This is a genomic window from Halomonas sp. M4R1S46 (assembly GCF_025725685.1).
Classification (GTDB): Bacteria; Pseudomonadota; Gammaproteobacteria; order Pseudomonadales; family Halomonadaceae; genus Halomonas.
In genome coordinates this window covers 672,882-690,782 of the sequence record NZ_CP107008.1, presented here as the reverse complement: position 1 = coordinate 690,782, position 17,901 = coordinate 672,882, and the positions used below count along the sequence as shown (strand labels likewise).

General features: G+C 71.4%; 11 protein-coding genes and 1 tRNA gene. 6 read left to right on the top strand and 6 right to left on the bottom strand.

What is annotated here, in order from left to right; genetic code table 11:
- Window positions 1-88: 88 nt before the first annotated feature.
- Window positions 89-1,552 carry a membrane-bound lytic murein transglycosylase MltF gene (gene mltF, locus OCT48_RS03225; protein WP_263591310.1) on the top strand — a complete coding sequence of 488 codons (1,464 nt, stop codon included), beginning with the start codon at window positions 89-91 and terminating at the stop codon, window positions 1,550-1,552.
- 37 nt (window positions 1,553-1,589) lie between these two features.
- Here the strand turns inward: mltF and tadA are convergent, their stop codons facing one another.
- On the bottom strand, window positions 1,590-2,072 hold the full coding sequence (gene tadA, locus OCT48_RS03220; protein WP_263592568.1) for a tRNA adenosine(34) deaminase TadA: 483 nt from the start codon (window positions 2,070-2,072) through the stop codon (window positions 1,590-1,592).
- A gap of 91 nt (window positions 2,073-2,163) precedes the next feature.
- Here tadA and OCT48_RS03215 point away from each other — a divergent pair, with 91 nt between their 5' ends.
- The 3 genes from OCT48_RS03215 (at window position 2,164) to OCT48_RS03205 (ending at window position 4,692) form a co-directional block, all read left to right on the top strand.
- Complete coding sequence (locus OCT48_RS03215) at window positions 2,164-2,976, top strand: acyl-CoA thioesterase (RefSeq protein WP_263591309.1); 813 nt, start codon at window positions 2,164-2,166, stop codon at window positions 2,974-2,976.
- Window positions 2,977-3,226: 250 nt separating this feature from the next.
- On the top strand, window positions 3,227-4,546 hold the full coding sequence (locus tag OCT48_RS03210; RefSeq protein ID WP_263591308.1) for a glycine cleavage T C-terminal barrel domain-containing protein: 1,320 nt from the start codon (window positions 3,227-3,229) through the stop codon (window positions 4,544-4,546).
- A 70-nt stretch (window positions 4,547-4,616) separates the two neighbouring features.
- Window positions 4,617-4,692, top strand: a tRNA-Thr gene (locus OCT48_RS03205).
- A gap of 124 nt (window positions 4,693-4,816) precedes the next feature.
- Here the strand turns inward: OCT48_RS03205 and OCT48_RS03200 are convergent.
- On the bottom strand, window positions 4,817-6,091 hold the full coding sequence (locus tag OCT48_RS03200) for a Y-family DNA polymerase (protein WP_263591307.1): 1,275 nt from the start codon (window positions 6,089-6,091) through the stop codon (window positions 4,817-4,819).
- The gene (locus OCT48_RS03195) at window positions 6,088-6,546 is read right to left on the bottom strand and encodes a LexA family protein (RefSeq protein ID WP_263591306.1); all 459 of its coding nucleotides are present in this window, start codon (window positions 6,544-6,546) and stop codon (window positions 6,088-6,090) included. The genes OCT48_RS03200 and OCT48_RS03195 overlap by 4 nt, the downstream gene beginning before the upstream one ends.
- A 244-nt stretch (window positions 6,547-6,790) precedes the next feature.
- Between OCT48_RS03195 and betT the strand changes: the two genes are divergently transcribed.
- The gene (gene betT, locus OCT48_RS03190; RefSeq protein ID WP_263591305.1) at window positions 6,791-8,863 is read left to right on the top strand and encodes a choline BCCT transporter BetT; all 2,073 of its coding nucleotides are present in this window, start codon (window positions 6,791-6,793) and stop codon (window positions 8,861-8,863) included.
- A gap of 28 nt (window positions 8,864-8,891) precedes the next feature.
- Window positions 8,892-10,589: a choline dehydrogenase gene (gene betA, locus OCT48_RS03185; protein ID WP_263591304.1), complete on the top strand. Its 1,698-nt coding sequence runs from the start codon at window positions 8,892-8,894 to the stop codon at window positions 10,587-10,589.
- A 30-nt stretch (window positions 10,590-10,619) separates the two neighbouring features.
- On the opposite strand, the gene OCT48_RS03180 is transcribed toward betA, so the two are convergent.
- The 3 genes from OCT48_RS03180 to OCT48_RS03170 form a co-directional block, all read right to left on the bottom strand.
- Window positions 10,620-11,075, bottom strand: a complete 456-nt coding sequence (locus OCT48_RS03180) for an aminoacyl-tRNA deacylase (protein WP_263591303.1) — start codon at window positions 11,073-11,075, stop codon at window positions 10,620-10,622.
- A gap of 116 nt (window positions 11,076-11,191) precedes the next feature.
- Window positions 11,192-13,237, bottom strand: a complete 2,046-nt coding sequence (gene fusA / locus OCT48_RS03175; protein ID WP_263591302.1) for an elongation factor G — start codon at window positions 13,235-13,237, stop codon at window positions 11,192-11,194.
- Window positions 13,238-13,437: 200 nt separating this feature from the next.
- The gene (locus tag OCT48_RS03170; protein ID WP_263591301.1) at window positions 13,438-17,784 is read right to left on the bottom strand and encodes a DEAD/DEAH box helicase; all 4,347 of its coding nucleotides are present in this window, start codon (window positions 17,782-17,784) and stop codon (window positions 13,438-13,440) included.
- Window positions 17,785-17,901: the final 117 nt, after the last annotated feature.

The window sequence follows — 17,901 nt, the reverse complement described above, 5'->3', positions numbered from 1 at the left end:
GAAAGCACCGGTCGCGAGAAATCGGCATGGATGACAGCCGACCGGCGGCTGGGTAAGGTGGAGCCTTCCGTCGCTGCCCATCGCGCCCATGCCCGCACCCCTGTTCGCCCACCTCCGCCGCCACCGGCGAGGCTACCTGACCCTGTGCGCCCTGCTGCTGCTCGGCCTGGTTTCCGACCCGCCGGACCGCTCGCCGGGGCCGCACCTGGAGGCCGTGCGCGAGCGGGACTTCCTCAGCATCCAGACCCGCAACACCCCCACCACCTACTACGAGGGGCGCGAGGGCCCCACCGGCTTCGAGTACGAGCTGATGCGCCGCTTCGCCGACCACCTGGGCGTCAGCCTGACCCTCGACGCCGACCACAACATCGCCGGCGTCCTGGAGGCGGTCCGCGAGGAGGGGGATCTGGGTGCCGCCGCCCTGCCCCTGGACCCGACCCAACCGGGTCTGCTGTTCAGCCGGCCGATCATGCCGCTGCAGCCGCTGCTGGTCTATCGCCGCGGGCTGCCGCCGCCGCAGGGCATCGACGACCTGGCGGGACTGGAGATCGGCACCCTCAGCGACACCGGGACCGACCGGGTGATGCGTGAGCTGCAGGCCGAATACCCGCAGCTGAGCTGGAAGGAGTCCGACGACATGGAAGTGGCGGCACTGCTGGGCCAGGTGGCCAACGGCCGCCTGGACGCCGCCGTGGTCTTCGAGCACCAGTTCCGCCTCAACCGCCTGTTCTTTCCCGAGGTGGAGGACGGCTTCCGGCTCGGCAAGCCGCTCTCCCTGGCCTGGGCCTTTCCCGCCGGGCAGGGGCTCGGGCTGGTCCGCGAGGCCAACCGCTTCCTCGACCAGCTCCAGGGCAGCGGCCTGCTCGAGCGCCTCGAGACCCGCTACTTCGGCCGCGACAACTACCTGGAGTACGTCGGCGCCCGCACCTTCATCGGCCATGTCCACGCCCGCCTGCCGGACTACACCGAGCTGTTCCGCGAGGCGGCGCGGGGCTCCGGCTTCGACTGGAAGCTGCTCGCCGCGGTGGGCTACCAGGAATCCCACTGGCGCCCCCGCGCCACCTCACCGACCGGCGTGCGCGGCCTGATGATGCTGACCAACGCCACCGCCGCGGAGATGGACGTCGACGACCGGCTCGACCCGGCCCAGAGCATCGACGGCGGGGCGCGCTACCTTCGCGAACTGAAGGACCGCCTGCCCGAGTCGATCACCGGCGAGGACCGGCTGTTCATGGCGCTGGCCGCCTACAACGTCGGCCTCGGCCACCTCTACGATGCCCGCCGCCTCGCCGAGCGGCGCGGCGGCGATCCCGACGCCTGGGCGGACGTGCGCGACGCCCTGCCGCTGCTTCAGGAGCGCGAATGGTTCAGCAAGACGCGCCACGGCTATGCGCGGGGCGGCGAACCGGTCATCTATGTCCGCAACATCCGCCGCTATTACGAGATCCTCGCCTACGTGGACCGCAGCCAGCAGCAGTTCCACCAGCTCAATGCCCGGCTCCCCGAAGCGGCCGAGAGCGGCCTCTTCGATCTGGTGCCCCCGAGCAGTTGAGCCGGCGGGGGCTCGCCTCCCGCATGACCGGCCGCCATCAGCCGTCCCCCGCGCCGGCGGCCCCGCCGTCACGTCGCGCGGCGAAGAAGCCCTTGAGCTGACGGGCCACCCGGCCGGCCAGCACCCCGCCGACCACCTCGACCCGATGGTTGTACCAGGGCTGGGCGAAGAGATTGGCCTTCGACTCGACCATGCCGCTGCGGGGCTCGGCGGCCCCGTAGACGACCCGGGCCAGGCGGGCGTGGATGATCGCCCCGGTGCACATCAGGCAGGGTTCCAGGGTCACGAAGAGCGTGCAGCCGTCGAGGCGGTAGTTGCCGAGACGGGCCCCGGCATCGCGCAGCGCGCAGACCTCGGCATGGGCGCTGGGGTCATGGCCGGACACCGGGGCGTTGTACCCCGCGCCCACGATGCTCCCGTCGGCGTCCACCACCACCGCCCCCACCGGCACCTCCCCGGCCTCCTCGGCCAGGCGTGCCTGCTCCAGGGCCCGGTGCATGTAGTACTCGTCGCTGCGCATCGCCTTGGACTCCAGTAGACTGATGGACATGAAACGTACGTATGACGCCGCGGCCTCGCCCCGGTGTCATGGCCCCTGGAGGATACCCGGAATGCCCGACGCCCTGAACGCCCTGGTGGACCTGCTCGGTCTCGAACCCCTGGAGGAGAACCTGTTCCGTGGTCGCAGCCAGGACCTCGGCCTGCCCCAGCTGTTCGGCGGCCAGGTGCTGGGCCAGGCCCTCTCCGCCGCGACCCACACCGTGGACGCCTCGCGGCGGGTGCACTCCCTGCACGGCTACTTCCTGCGTCCCGGCGACGCCAGCCGCCCGGTGGTCTACCAGGTCGATGCCGTGCGCGACGGCGCCAGCTTCACCACCCGTCGGGTCACCGCCATCCAGAAGGGCCGACCGATCTTCTTCTGCAGCGCCTCCTTCCACGGCGAGGAGACGAGCCTCGCCCACCAGCCGCGGATGCCCGAGGTGACACCCCCCGAGCACGTGGACCCGGAGGCCGGCCGGGTGACCCGCTTCCCGGGCCACCCCATCGAGTTCCTGCCCCTGGACGACGCGGCCGAGGCCGGCCAGCCGGCGCGCAAGCGGCTGTGGTTCCGGCTGGCCGGCAAGCTGCCCGACGATCCGGCGCTGCACCGCTACCTGCTCGCCTACAGCTCCGACTTCAACCTGCTGACCACCGCCCTGGTGCCCCACGGCATCCGCTTCGGCGACCCCTCGCTGCAGATCGCCAGCCTCGATCACGCCCTTTGGTTCCACCACGACGTCAAGGTCAACGACTGGCTGCTCTACGACATGGACAGCCCCTGGGCCGGCGGCGCCCGGGCCCTCAGCCGGGGCAGCATCTACGACCGGCACGGCCGGCTCGTCGCCTCCAGCGCCCAGGAGGGCCTGACCCGGCTACGCGGCTGAGGCCCGGTGCCGGCCGCGTGTCGTGCTGGGGAATCCCGGCGTCGCCGCGGGAACGCTGCCCCCTAAGGGCCTACCTACCTTGAGAGTAGCGGCGACCTCCAGGGCGCGGTCGTCGCCTCGCGGGCGTCTCCGGGCGTCCGCCCGCGCGGGTCAGAGTCGTGGGTGACTCGGCGACGGTCTCGGCATGACCGCTCACTCGCCGCCCACGACTCCGCCCTCAGGCATATGAACGGGCGAGGAGTGCCGAGCCATGTCCAAGCAAGCCAACGTGAACTTCCAGCAGTCCATCGATCAGGGCGACCGCCTGGTACCGGTCAACCTGCGCCAGAGCGGCGACCCCGGCATCCAGATGCTGATCTCCAACCGCGTGCGCAAGTCCCCCTACTGGCACCTCTCGGTCGAGGCCGGCTGCTGGAAGGCCACCGTCTACAACCGCATGTACCACCCGCGCGCCTATGTGCGACCCGAGGACGGCGGCGCCATGGAGGAATACCGCGCCCTGGTCAACGACGTGACCCTGTGGAACGTCGCCGTCGAGCGGCCGATCCGCGTCAAGGGTCCCGGCGCCGAGGCCTTCTGCAACTACGTCTGCACCCGCGACGTGACCCGGGTGCCGACGATGATGGGCCGCTATGTGGTGCTCTGCGACGAGCAGGGCCATGTGCTCAACGACCCGGTGATGCTGCGCGTCGCGGATGACGAGTTCTGGTTCACCATCAGCGACTCGGACCTGGCCTACTGGTTCAAGGGCATCAACCACGGCCTGCGCTACGACGTCACCATCGACGAGATCGATGTCTCGCCGCTGCAGGTCCAGGGCCCCAAGTCCGAGGACCTGATCGCCGACCTGGTCGGCGAAGGGGTGCGCGAGGTGCCCTACTACGGCCTGATGGCGGCCACCATCGAAGGGGTCGACGTGCTCATCTCCCAGACCGGCTTCTCCGGCGAGAAGGGCTACGAGGTCTACGCCTACGACTCCACGCTGCACGCCGAGACCATCTGGAACGCCATCCTCGACAAGGGGGAGAAGTACGCCCTCAAGGTGATCGCCCCGGCCCACCACCGCCGCATCGCCGCCGGCATCCTCTCCTACGGCCAGGATCTGGACCACGAGATCAACCCCTTCCAGTGCTACCTCGGCCATATGGTGCCCAAGGCCAAGGAGGCCGACTACATCGGCCGCGACGCCCTGGAGCGGACCCGCGAGCTGGTCAACCAGGGCAAGCCGCCCTTCACCCACCAGCTGGTGGGGCTCAAGCTCGGCGGCCGACCCATCGAGGACTATGCCCCGGACTTCTGGCTGGTCGGCCACGACGCCGATGGCGACCCCTGCGGCTGGATCACCTCGCCCTGGTACTCGCCGGAGCTCGGTACCAACATCGCCATGGCCTATGTGCCGGTGGCCGCGGCGGCGATCGGCACCGTACTGGTGGCCTGGCTGCCCGATGAGTTCCTCGACATCCCCGGGCAACCGGTCGATGCCGTGGTCTGCGAGATGCCCTTCCGCGCCTCGGTGAACCCCAGCTCCCGGGAGCGGGCCAAGGCCGCGGGACGCGACCACGCCTTCTGAACCCCGCGCCCGGGGCCAGGCCCCGGGCGCGCTTGGCAGGCCGGCGTGGTGATCGTATGATGCACGGCACGCCGGTGTAGCTCAGTCGGTAGAGCAACGCACTCGTAATGCGTAGGTCGGGGGTTCAACTCCTCTCACCGGCACCAGACCACCGCAAAAACCGCCATCCGGCTCGCCCCGGATGGCGGTTTTTCCATGTGCCCTCATGGCGATCGCGACATGATCCCGCCCATCCGTCCACCCGCGCCTGTCGCGTTCGACCGGCGCGCCTCAGCGCACCTTGACCCGCATCAGCTCGTTCCAGCGGGTGGTATAGCGCGGAGTGCGCCGCTCGCAGCGCAGCGCCCAGGCGGTGTCCTGGCGCGGCAGCCCGAAGCGCACGGTATCGCGGCCCATCTCGCGGTTGAGCCGATCCACCGCCGTCATCAGGCGCCGATCGCGCCCCCGGGCGGCCTCGTCCCGGAACGCCAGCAGGGAGAGCTGGTGGCACTCGGCGTCCACCAGGTCCATCAGCATCACGCCGCACTTCTGGTAACGCACGTCCGCGAGGAAGATCGCCGCCAGCCCCCGGCCGGCGGCCTCGAGCAGCGCGCGGCTGTCGTCGCTGGGCCCGGCCAGCGGCACCACCACGCTGTTGTGGTACTGGCGGTCACCGAGCCGGTGCGGGTCACTGCGCAGGAACACCAGCACGGCCCGGGCCAGGCTGCCCTGATGGCGCAGCTTCTCGGCGGCCCGGGCGCCGTGCTGGCGCACCGCCTCCTGGAGATCCCGCCAGTCGCCGGTCAGGCGGCCGAAGGAGCGTGAGACCATGATCCGCTGGCGTGGCTCGGCCAAGTCGTCCGGCAGGATGGCCGGCCGGCCACGCAGCTCCCAGACGATGCGTTCGAGCACCACCGAGAAGGCGCGACGAATGCGCTTGGGATCGGCCTCGCGGAGCTGCCAGGCGGTATGGATGTCCATCAGCGCCAGGCGCTCGGCGCTGCGCCGGGCCACGCCCCACAGCGCATGCACCGGCAGCCCCTCCAGCACCCGGCGGGTCGCCGCGGCCTCGGCGTCGAGACGGCAGACCCCGCCCAGCGCGGGCGACGTCTTGGCGACGCGGTTGGCCGCCTTGGCCAGCACCCGGGTCGGCGCCAGCCCCACGCAGACCGGGATCCCCGTGTCCCGTCCCACGGTCTCGCGCAGCCGCCGCCCCTGGGACTCGAGCCGCGCAGGCGCGAGACCCGTGAAGCCGACGAAGCTCTCGTCGATGGAGTACAGCTCCACGTCCGGGGAGAATTCGCCGAGCACCCGGTTGACCCGCCGGCTCATGTCGCCATAGAGGGCATAGTTGCTGGAGAGCAGCGTGGCCCGGCGACGGATCGCCGGCGGCAGCAGGTGCATCGGCGCGCCCATGGCCACGCCCAGCGCCTTGAGCTCCGCCGAGCGGGCCACCACGCAGCCGTCGTTGTTGGAGAGCACGCCCACCGGCCGTCCTTCCAGGCGCGGGTCGAAGACCCGCTCGCAGCTGACGTAGAAGTCGTTGCTGTCGACCAGGGCGATCACGGCGCCGCCCCGGGCAGGGCATGCAGCACATGGGTCACCACCCCCCAGACCTGGCACTCGCGCCCCTCCAGCGGCATCGGCGCGAAGCGCGGGTTGCTGGCCTCCAGGAAGGTCCGCCCGGCGTGACGGGTCAGCCGCTTGACGGTGGGCTCGCCATCCACGGCGATGATCACCACCCGCCCCGGCAGGGGCTCCAGGCTGCGGTCCACCACCAGCAGGTCACCGTCGTGGATGCCGTCGCCGAGCATCGAGTCGCCCTCGGCGCGCACGAAGTAGGTGGCCGCCGGGCGGCGCACCACATGGGCGTGCAGGTCGAGCTCCACGTCCAGGTGGTCATCGGCGGGACTGGGAAAGCCGGCCCGCACCCGGCAGCCCAGCAGCGGCTGGCCCGACCCGGCGGGCCTCGGCCCGGCAACGGCCGACAGGCGAGCGAGAGACGGCCTCGGCAATGACATGGCGCCCCCTGATAGCTGTATTTATAAACAGTATCCAACAGCCTCACCGGAGTGGCAAGTCGCAGGCTGCACCACGGGGCATCACTTGACGCCTGCGCCGCGAGCTTCCTATACCCAGATAGTCCCGTCGCACGCCCGCGCAGCGCCGTGGAGGCCGCGCACGGCCTGCGGCAACCCCCCGGCCCCGAGCCGGCCATGGACGATGCCTCACCGGACCGCGGATGAGGCCTTCAAGGAACAAGGCATGGCCAAGACCCAAGTTCCCTCCACCGAGCCGCGCCGTGACCGCATCAACCCCGTGGTGTTCTACGGCTCGGCCATCGGCATCGTCGCCTTCGCGCTGTGGACCATGTTCTTCACCCAGGCGGCCGGCAACGTCATCAACACCGTGCTGGCCTGGATTTCCGACACCTTCGGCTGGTTCTACTTCCTCGCCGTGGTGGCCTACCTGGTGTTCGTCGTCTGCATCGGCCTGTCCCGCCACGGCAAGCTGCGCCTGGGACCGGCGCACTCGACCCCGGACTTCAACGTGATCACCTGGGCGGCCATGCTGTTCTCCGCCGGCATCGGCATCGACCTGCTGTTCTTCTGCATCGCCGAGCCGGTCACCCAGTTCCTGGCCCCGCCGGTCGGTGAGGGCGGCACCCCCGAGGCGGCCCGCCACGCCATGGAGCTGACCTTCCTGCACTGGGGGCTGTCCGGCTGGGGAATCTACACCCTGGTGGGCATGTCGCTGGCCTTCTTCAGCTATCGTCACGGCCTGCCGCTGACCATCCGCTCCGCCCTCTATCCGCTGTTCGGGCGGCGCATCCACGGGCCCATCGGCCACACCGTGGACATCGCCGCCGTGCTGGGCACCGTGTTCGGCATCGCCACCAGCCTGGGCATCGGCATCATCCAGCTCAACTTCGGCCTGCACTACATGTTCGGCCTGCCGGAGAACACCGCCACCCAGGCGGCGCTGGCGGTGCTGATCGTGGTCTTCTCGGCGATCTCGGCGGTCACCGGGGTCGACAAGGGCATCCGCCGGCTGTCCGAGTTCAACATGCTGCTGGCCGTGCTGCTGATGCTGTTCGTGCTGTTCAGCGGCAAGACGATATTCCTGCTCAACGCCCTGGTGATGAACGTCGGCGACTACCTCGCCCACTTCGCCAGGCTGTCGTTCGACACCTACGCCTTCGATCCGCCAACGGACTGGCTCAACGCCTGGACGGTGTTCTTCTGGGCCTGGTGGATCGCCTGGGGCCCCTTCGTCGGGCTGTTCCTGGCGCGCATCTCTCGCGGCCGCACCATCCGCCAGTTCGTCGCCGGCACCCTGATCCTGCCGCTGACCTTCATGATGGCCTGGATGTCGATCATGGGGAACAGCGCCATCGACCTGGTGATGACCGGCACCGCCAGCGTCGCCGACTTCGGCGAGCAGGCCATCAACAATCCCGGCTCGTCCATCTACCTCTTCCTGCAGAGCTTCCCCTGGGTGGGGCTGACCACGGTGGTGGCCACCATCCTGGCCATCGTGTTCTTCGTCACCTCCGGCGATTCCGGCTCGCTGGTGCTCTCCAATCTCACCTCGGTGCTCACCGATCCCAACCATGACGCCCCCTCCTGGATGCGCATCCTGTGGGCGGCGATCATCGGCGTGCTGACCCTGGCCTTGCTGATGGCCGGCGGGCTCGGCGCCCTGCAGAGCACGGTGGTGGTCATGGGGCTGCCCTTCGCCTTCGTGCTCTTCCTGATGATGCTCGGGCTGTTCAAGGCACTGAAGGTGGAAGGGCTCAAGGAAGACAGCCTGCGCGGCAGCATGGCCGGCCACCTCTCGGGGCGCCTGCCCGGCGAGGGCGTGAGCCATCACTGGCGCCAGCGGCTGTCCCGGGCCATGCACTTCCCCAACCACGAACAGGCGCAACGCTGCCTCGGCGAGGCGGTCCGGCCGGCCATGGAGGAGATCCGCGATGTGCTCGGCGAGCAGGGCGTCACCGCCGAACTCGTCGAGGGCGAGGCGGAACACCTCGAGCTCAACGTCGACCTCGGCGACGAGCCGAACTTCACCTACCAGGTGTGGCCGCACCGCAGTGCCATGCCGGCCTTCTCGATCCGCGCCACCCGCGCCGGCACCCACTACTACCGGTTGCAGGTGCATATCGGCGAAGGCGGCCAGGGCTACGACATCTACGGCTACACCAAGGAGCAGGTGATCGCCGACATCCTCGACCAGTACGAACGCCACCTGTTCTTCCTGCATACCCAGCGGGAACTGCCCGGCGGCGAGACGATCATGCCGGACACGTCCTCCGCGACCACCGGCCGCTCGACATGACCCCGACCAGGCGAGGAGGAACGCTACGATGAACGCTGCCACCTTCGACCGGGTCGTCGACTACGTGATCGTCGGCTCGGGCTCGGCCGGCTCGGTGCTGGCCGACCGACTCAGCGCCGACGGCCAGCATCGGGTGCTGGTGCTGGAATTCGGCGGCAAGGACGATTCGATCTACATCCAGATGCCCATCGCCTTCTCGATCCCGCTCAACAAGCCACGCTTCGACTGGGAGCTCTACACCGAGCCGGAGCCCGGCCTCGGCGGGCGGCGTATCCACCAGGCCCGCGGCAAGGTGATCGGCGGCTCCTCCTCGATCAACGGCATGGCCTATGTGCGCGGCTGCGCCGGCGACTTCGACGAGTGGGTCGAACGCGGCGCCGAGGGCTGGAGCTATGCCGAGGTGCTGCCCTACTTCAAGCGCGCCGAGGACTGTCTCTACGGCGCCGACGACTACCGCGCCACCGGCGGCCCGCTGGGGGTGTGCAACGGCAACGACATGGCGAACCCCCTCTATCGCGCCTTCATCGAGGCCGGTCGCCAGGCCGGCTACGGCGAGACGGCGGACTACAACGGCTATCGCCAGGAAGGCTTCTGTCGCATGGACATGACGGTGCGCGACGGGGTGCGCTGTTCCACCGCCAACGCCTACCTCAAGCCGGCGCTGGCGCGCGACAACCTGACGCTCGAGATGCATGCCCTGACCACCCGGGTGCTGATGGACGGCAAGCGCGCCGTGGGCGTCGAGTACCGCCAGGGCGGCAAGTCCGTGCGGGTACGGGCCCGCCGCGAGGTGATCCTCTCGGCCAGCGCCTTCAACTCGCCCAAGCTGCTGATGCTGTCCGGCATCGGGCCGGCCGAGCACCTCCGCGAGCACGGCATCGAGGTGGTCCACGACCTGCCCGGCGTGGGCGAGAACCTCCACGACCATCTGGAGGTCTGGGTCCAGCAGAGCTGCACCCAGAAGATCACCCTCAACGGCTGGCTCAACCCCCTGGCGCGGCTGTGGATCGGCGCCCGCTGGTTCTTCTTCAAGCAGGGGCTGGGCGCCAGCAACCAGTTCGAGTCCAACGGCTACATCCGCAGCCGCGCGGGGCTGCGCTACCCCGACCTGCAATACCACTTCCTGGCCGGCGCCATCGCCTACGACGGCTCCAGCGCCGCCGAGGGCCATGGCTTCCAGGTCCACCTGGGCGCCAACAAGCCCCGGAGCCGCGGGCGCGTGCGCCTGACCTCCGCCGACCCCGAGGCCCCGCCGTCGATGATCTTCAACTACCTGCAGGACGAGGAAGACAAGGACGACTATCGCCGTGCCCTGCGCCTGACCCGGGAGATCTTCGCTCAGCCCGCCTTCGATCCCTACCGCGGCGAGGAGCTCTCCCCCGGCCCCGGCGTGCAGAGTGACGACGAGATCGATGCCTGGGTCGCCGAAACCGCCGAGACCGCCTACCACCCCTGCGGCTCCTGCCGCATGGGCACCGACGCTCTGGCGGTGGTCGATCCGCAGTGCCGGGTCCACGGCATCGAGAGGCTCCGGGTGATCGACTCCTCGATCATGCCCAGCGTCACCAACGGCAACATCAATGCGCCGACCATCATGATCGGCGAGAAGGGCGCCGATCACGTTCTCGGCCGTGACCCGCTGCCGCCGTCCACGGCGCCGGCCTTCTCACTGGAGGCCTGGCAGGTCAAGCAGCGCGAGGCCACGCCCCAGCGCCCGACGGAATGAGGCGTCACCTCTCGGCCCGCGAACGGGCGGCTACATCGCCACTTCCGCCGGTTTCACCAGGCGGTCGAAGGCACTGTAGGACAGCTGCATGACTTCCCGGTGGCTACCGGCATTGAAGGCGATCATGTCGGCCTCGGCCAGGTGTGGCGAGACGAACACCTCCAGGTCGAACAGGTTGCCGAACGGCGGCATGGCGCCGGGTTCACCGTCGGGGAAGCAGCGCCGAAAATCGGCCTCTTCCGCCAGCTCGACGGCCTGGGCACCGACGGACTGAGCCAGCCGCCGCAGGTCGACCCGGTCGGTGGCCGGCAGGACCGCCAGGGCGAAGCGGCCATCGATGGTGACCAGCACGCTCTTGGCGAAGTGCCGGCCGGGCACATGGACCGCCTCGGCGATCTCCTGGGCGGTATAGGCGGGGGAATGCTGCAGGATCACATACTTGACGTCGTTCTCGTCGAGAAAGCGCGTCACTCGCTCCATGGACATGGGGACCACCCTCTGAAGTGTGTCGTGGAAGGGGGATGCCGCTTCCCTAAGGATAGTCGCCGACTGCCGATGGCGAAGGTGTCGTCACAACTCCGCCGGCATGGCCCACTCGATCCTCAGGCCTCCTGGCGTGCCTCCCGATGGGCCTGGACCAGGGCCTGCTGTACCGCCTCCGGGGCCGGCTCGTAGTGGCTGAAGCGCAGCGTGTAGCGGCCACTGCCGCCGGTCAGGGCATTGAGACGCATGGGATAGTCGGCGACTTCCGCCAGGGGGACCAGCGCCTGGATGCTGACCTGGTCGCCCAGGGTCCGGGTGTCCTGGATCCGGCCACGACTCGCAGCGAGATCCGCGGTCAGATCGCCCATCGCCGTCCCCGGGCCCTCGACCTCCAGTTCGACCAGGGGCTCCAGCACCTGCAGGCCGGCCTTGTGCACCGCGTCCAGGAAGGCCTTGCGGCCGGCGATGACGAAGGCGATCTCCTTGGAGTCCACGGGATGGGTCTTGCCATCCTGCACCACCACCCGAAGGTCCTGCAGCGGATAACCGGCGATGGCGCCCTCCTCCATGGCCTGGCGCACGCCCTTCTCCACCGCCGGCAGCAGCGACGACGGGATGGCCCCGCCACGGATGGAGTCGGCGAACTCGAACCCGGCCCCGCGGGGCAGCGGCTCGACGCTCAGGAACACCTCGCCGAACTGGCCGGCACCGCCGCTCTGCTTCTTGTGCCGGCAATGCCCCTCGGCCGGGGCACGGATGGTCTCGCGGTAGGCGATGGAGGGCGGCCGGGTGTCCACCTCGACCCGGTAGCGCTCGCCCAGGCGCGCCAGGGCCATGCGCAGGTGCAGCTCACCCTGGCCGCGCAGCACGGTCTCCCGGGTGGCGGCGTCCTGCTCCACCCGCAGGCCGGGATCCTCCTCGACCAGGCGGCTCAGGGCCTCCGTTAGCCGCTGCTCGTCGCCGTGGCGTCGCGCGCGGATCGCCAGGCCGAACACCGGGGCCGGCACGGCCACCGGACGCAGGTGGATGTGGTCCTCGTCGTGGGAGTCGTGCAGCACGGTGTCGAGACTCGCCTCCTCGACCTTGGCCAGGGCGCCGATCTCGCCGGGCCCGAGGCGCTCCACCTCGAGGTGTTCCCATCCCTGGAGGCGAAACAGCGGGCCGACCCGGAAGGGCTTGCGGGCCTCCCCGGCCAGCAGCCGGGTATCCCGGGAGACGGTGCCCTGGTGCATGCGGAACACCGCCAGCTTGCCGAGGAAGGGATCGTGCTCGACCTTGACCACGTGGGCCAGCACGTGGGCCTCGGGGTCCGGGCGGGCCTGGTAGGGGTGGGTGCCCGTCTCGTCCTGGCGCAGGAAGGGCGGCGGATTGCCCTCCAGTGGGCTGGGCATCAGCCGGGCGAAGATCTCCAGCAGCTCGGGGATCCCGGCCCCGGTGGCCGCCGAGGTGAAGCACACCGGCACCAGGTGGGCGTCGCGCAGTGCCGCCTCGAAGGGGGCATGGAGCTGCTCGGGGCTGAGTGCCTCGCCCTGCTCCAGGTAGAGCGCCATCAGCGCCTCGTCCACCTCCACCACCTGGTCGACCAGCTGCTCGTGGGCGGCCTCGACCGACGAGAAGTCCGCTGTCCCCTGGGGCGCAAAGAAGCAGTCCACTACCTGGCGGGCCCCATCCGCCGGCAGGTCGAGGGGCAGGCACTCGTTGCCGAAGGTGTCGCGGAGGTCGTCGAGCAGCGCCTCGAGCCGGGCCGCGGCGACATCGATGCGGTTGATGATGATCAGCCGACACAGGCCGCGCTCTCCGGCCCACTGCATCATCCGCCGCGCCGTGGCATCCACGCCGCCGTCGGCATCGATCACCACCGCCACCGTTTCCACGGCGGGCAGGATGGACAGGGCGGCGCCCTGGAAGTCCACGTAGCCGGGGGTGTCGATGAGGTTGATCCAGGCGTCTCCCCAGGCCAGCCCCATCACCGAGGCGGCGATGGAATGCTGCAGCGCCTGCTCCTGAAGGCCGGTATCGCTGACCGTCGAGCCCTTGTTCACGCTGCCGGCGGCGCCGATGGCCCCGGCCGCCGCCAGCAGGGCCTCGGCGAGGGTCGTCTTGCCCCCACCCGCCGCGCCGGTCAAGGCGATGTTGCGAATCTCCTCGGGAGAATGCCCGCTCATGATCCCTGCCCCCTCTATGGCCCCATCGCTCACCGTTACCCTTCCAAGTTAGCAGTCTGCCGCCCGGTGCACGTGGCGTGGCGTCGGCGCGCCATCGACCCAGACGCGGTACCGACTCGACCGGCTCCCCGGGCACGCCGGGCGCTGCCGATCGCCGATGGCGGCAGCCGGCCGGCGGAGGCCGACGCGGCCCCTGGGAATCAAGGCCCGGCGTCGGGCGACGCGCCGGCGCACCGCGTCCCGGAAGGCACCGGCCGATGGCCGGCGTCGCGGCGCAGCCACTGCACGACCCGCCACCGCTCGGCCTCGTCCAGCGGTGTCAGCGTCTCGACCTCGCCGTGCTTCAGCACCGCCTCGGGCACGCCGTCGCGGTACAGCAGGCGGTTGCCCGGCACCGCCGGCACGCGGCCTCCGGGGGTGAGGATGCCGATCAGGTTGAGCGGATCGGCGGCCGAGACGGCGATGCGGGTGTCGTCCGGCGCGCGCCCTCGCATGGCCTTCAGCGCCCCCACCGCCTCGGGAAGCGCGAACTGCTCGCCGGCGAACTGCGCCACGAAGCGACCGCCACGGATCTCGCCACGCGCCTCGAGGCGCCGATAGACGTAAAGCAGCTCGCGCCAGGGCGGCAACGCCGCCTCGCGCTCGAGCAGGCGATGGAAGACCACACCGTAGCGGCGCAGCAGCACCCGGGCGACGCGCTCGAGATGCGCCGGGTCGGTGGTGAAGCGCCGACCCGGGACCGGGGTCTCGCGGGCCACCGGCGGCAGCGCGGACCAGCGGCCCGCCGCGTCCACCCCCGGGGCCTGGCGACGGCGGCGCCGGCCGGCCGCGGTGCCGAACGACGGTCGCTTGTGGGCGGGCGCCATCAGCGCGCGCAGGCCGTTGAAGGTGTCCGAGGTCGCCAGCCCGCCGGCCACCAGCTCGCCCAGCGCCGCCTCCACCTGGGTGCGCAGCATGCCGGTGGCGTCCACCAGATCGGCGAAGAACATCGCCCCCCCGGAGTGCAGGGCATCGAGCACCCGCTGCGCCCCACCGGACGGCGCCGTCGCGTCAGGGTCCGCCGCGGTGGCGGCACGGCGCCAGGGAGCCAGGGCCCCGCGCTCCACCAGGGCGATGGGGGTGTTGCGCAGCGGTCCGGCGCGACGCCGACCACCGGCGCCCGCCGGTCGCGGCGCCGCCAGGCGCAGCCACACGAAGCGTCCGCTGGCGAGCAGCTGGTCGAGCAGGTGCGGTGCATAGCCCGCCACCCGGGCCGGCAGCACCTCCTGCTCCCAGGCCCCCGCCGCCACCGCGAAGCCCTCCAGACCGGCCACCGCCGCGGCCAGGGCCTCCGGTCCCTCCGGCCGCTCGCCCAGGCCATGCCAGTCGAGCAGGAAGCGCAGGTAGTCGCGCACGCTGACCGGCTCGATCTCGGCGCGCCGGCGCTCCAGGGCGTAGCGGTGCATCCGCGCCAGCAGGCGCCGCTCGCACCACTGGGGCGCGTCGGCGGCGTCGGTGAAGGCGCCCCGCAGCACGAACCCCTCGCCTTCCAGGCGCGCCAGCGCCGTCGCCGCCCGCGTCGGCGCAACGGCCAGCGGGGCGGCCAGTGCCCGTGCGGTGACCGGCCCGAGCGCCTCCAGCCGTGAGCGCAGCAGCTCGACCAGGGCCGCGTCGTCGTCCTCGGGGACCGGACCCAGCGCCGCGATGGGCGGCTCGGGGGACGCCGAGGGTTGCAGCCGCTGCAGCTCGGCCAGCCGCTCGGCGGCCACCCACAGCGTCTCGCCATCGGCCAGGGCGACCGCGGTGGCGCGCCTCGCCTCGGCCAGGTCCTGGAACCAGGGCCGCCACGCCTCGCCCTCGGTGGCGGTGAGGAAGCCGCACAGGACCAGGGCGTCGTGGAGCTCGTCGGCATCGCGCGGCGCCGGCCAGGCCTCCTCGCGGACCCGCTGCACGATCGCCGGTGCATAGCGGGCCGTCGCCGCGGCCTCCGCCGGATCCAGCCCGCCGCCGCTGCGCACGCTGAGGGTGCGTCGCTCCTCCTGGGCGCCGTCGTCGAGGAAGGCATAGGGCCGGGCGTTGACCACCTCCTCGGCCAGCGGCGAGGGTCGCGCCAGGTCACGGGCGTCGACGGCGATCTCGCCGCCTTCCAGGCGTGCCAGCAGGCGCTCGAGCCCGGCCAGGTCCATGGCCCCCTCCAGGCAGTCGGCGAGGGTCTGGGTGACCAGGGGATGATCGGGGATCTCGCGGGCGCCCGCGAGGTTCTCGGCGCAGGCCAGCTGATCGGGGAAGACCACCGAGAGCAGGTCCTCGGCGTCCTGGCGTTGCAGCTGGGGCGGGCGCCGCCGGCCGTTGCGGGTGCGGGGCACGGCCAGGGCGACGGCGGTGTTCCAGCGCCAGCGCAAGGCGAACATCGGCGCGTCGAGCAGCGCCTGGGTCAGCACCTCGCGCACCCGCGCGCGGCTCAGGTAGTGCCACACCTCGTCCAGGGGAAAGCTGTGGGTGGGGCCCAGCGACAGCACGATGCTGTCCTCCAGGGCCGCCGCCTGCAGCTCGACGTTGAACTTGCGGCAGAAACGCTTGCGCAGCGCCAGTCCCCAGGCGCGATTGAGCCGCGAGCCGTAGGGGGAATGCAGCACCAGGTGCATGTCGCCGGCCTCATCGAAGAAGCGCTCGAGCACCAGCCGGGCCTGGGTCGGCAACGCGCCCAGCGCCGCCCGAGCGGTGGCGAGATAGCCGGCGAGCTGCTCGGCGGCGGCGGGCGACAGCCCGCGGGCCTCGGCCAGCCAGGCCCGGGCCGCGTCTTCGCCGCCCTCGGCCAGGCGTGTGTCGACCTCGCCGCGCAGCCGCGACACTGCCGCGGAGAGCTCGTCGCTGCGCCCCGGCGCCTCGCCGAGCCAGAACGGGAGGCTGGGCGGCGCCCCCTTGGCGTCCTCGACGAACACCCGGCCGGTCGCCACCTTGAGGATGCGATAGCCCTGGTTGCCGAGCTGGAAGACGTCGCCGGGCATGCTCTCGAAGGCGAAGTCCTCGTTGACCGTGCCGACCTTGAGCCCCTCGGGCTGCAGCACCACGTCGTAGTCGAACTGGTCGGGGATGGCACCGCCGTTGGTCAGCGCCACCAGCCGCGCACCGCGCCGCGGGCGCAGCCGGGCGTTGACGCGGTCGCGGTGCAGGTAGGCGCCGCGCCGCCCGCGGCGAGTGGTGTAGCCGTCGGCGAGCATCTGCAGCACGGCGTCGAAGGCCGCCCGGGACAGGGCGCGATACGGCCAGGCGCGGCACACTCGGGCGTACAGCGCCGCCTCCTCGCACTCGCCGGCGGCGGCGACCTCCGCCACCAGTTGCTGGGCCAGCACGTCCAGCGGCCCGGCGGGGATCCGCAGCCGGTCCAGCTCCCCCCGGGCCACGGCGTCGAGCAGCGCCGTGCACTCCAGGAGATCGTCACGGGTCAGCGGAAACAGCCGTCCCCGGGGCAGGCGGCCGACGCCATGACCGGAGCGGCCCACCCGCTGCAGCAGGGCCGCGATGGAGCGTGGCGAGCCGAGCTGGCAGACCAGGTCCACCTCGCCGATGTCGATGCCCAGCTCCAGGGAGGCGGTGGCCACCAGCACCCGCAGTTCCCCGCGCTTGAGGCGCTGCTCGGCCGCCAGGCGGTGCTCGCGGGCCAGGCTGCCATGGTGGGAGGTCACCGCCGCCGCCCCCAGCCGCTCCGCCAGGTGGCGGGCCACGCGCTCGCAGACCCGCCGGGTGTTGGCGAACACCAGGGTGGTGCGCTGCGCCTCGGCCAGCGCCGCCAGGCGGTCGTAGACCTCCTCCCAGGCCTCGTTCGCCATCACCGCGGCGAGCGGCGCGCCGGGCACCTCGAGACCTAAGTCACGCTCGCGGGCGTGGCCGGTGTCGACGATGCGACAGGCCTCGCCGCCGGCGAGGAAGTCGGCGACGGCCGCCACCGGCCGTTGCGTCGCCGAGAGACCGATGCGCTGCGGCGGTCGCGGCGTCAGGCCGGCCAGGCGTTCCAGCGACAGCGTCAGGTGCGAGCCCCGCTTGCCGGCGGCGACGGCATGGATCTCGTCGACGATCACCGTGGCGACGCTGCGCAGCATGCGCCGGCCCGAGTCCGAGGTGAGCAGCAGATACAGCGATTCGGGAGTGGTGACCACGATATGCGGCGGACGCCGGCGCATCCGCTCGCGTTCACCGGGCGGGGTGTCGCCGGTGCGCACCCAGGCGCGGATCGCCGGGGCGGGCAGGCCGGCGGCCTCGAGCCGCTCGGTGATGCCGGCCAGCGGCCGCTGCAGGTTGCGCTGGATATCGTTGGACAGCGCGCGCAGCGGCGAGACGTAGAGCACCGCCGGCTCGTCGGCGAGGCCCTCCGCCAGCCCCCGGCGCACCAGGGCATCGATGGCCGCCAGGAAGGCCGCCAGGGTCTTGCCCGAGCCGGTGGGCGCGGCGATCAGCACGTGCTCGCCGGCGCCGATCGCCGGCCAGGCGCGCGCCTGGACCTCGGTGGGGGTTCCGAGCTCGCCCCGGAACCAGGCCGTCACGGCGGGGTGAAAGGCATCGAGCGGCATGACCTCGAACTACCCGGTTATCGGTGAGCGACCGGCGGACCGCCGGCGATGCCCTTCGGCATGCCGGTCACGCGGACCACCGGCGGACGTCTCCCGCCAGCATAGGTCGCGCACGGC

Coding starts and splice junctions, on each gene's coding strand:
- fusA (WP_263591302.1), bottom strand. CDS start 13,237: ATGAGCGGGCATTCTCCCGAGGAGATTCGCAACATCGCCTTGACCGGC.
- OCT48_RS03210 (WP_263591308.1), top strand. CDS start 3,227: ATGTCCAAGCAAGCCAACGTGAACTTCCAGCAGTCCATCGATCAGGGC.
- mltF (WP_263591310.1), top strand. CDS start 89: ATGCCCGCACCCCTGTTCGCCCACCTCCGCCGCCACCGGCGAGGCTAC.
- OCT48_RS03180 (WP_263591303.1), bottom strand. CDS start 11,075: ATGTCCATGGAGCGAGTGACGCGCTTTCTCGACGAGAACGACGTCAAG.
- betT (WP_263591305.1), top strand. CDS start 6,791: ATGGCCAAGACCCAAGTTCCCTCCACCGAGCCGCGCCGTGACCGCATC.
- OCT48_RS03215 (WP_263591309.1), top strand. CDS start 2,164: ATGCCCGACGCCCTGAACGCCCTGGTGGACCTGCTCGGTCTCGAACCC.
- OCT48_RS03195 (WP_263591306.1), bottom strand. CDS start 6,546: ATGTCATTGCCGAGGCCGTCTCTCGCTCGCCTGTCGGCCGTTGCCGGG.
- betA (WP_263591304.1), top strand. CDS start 8,892: ATGAACGCTGCCACCTTCGACCGGGTCGTCGACTACGTGATCGTCGGC.
- OCT48_RS03170 (WP_263591301.1), bottom strand. CDS start 17,784: ATGCCGCTCGATGCCTTTCACCCCGCCGTGACGGCCTGGTTCCGGGGC.
- tadA (WP_263592568.1), bottom strand. CDS start 2,072: ATGCGCAGCGACGAGTACTACATGCACCGGGCCCTGGAGCAGGCACGC.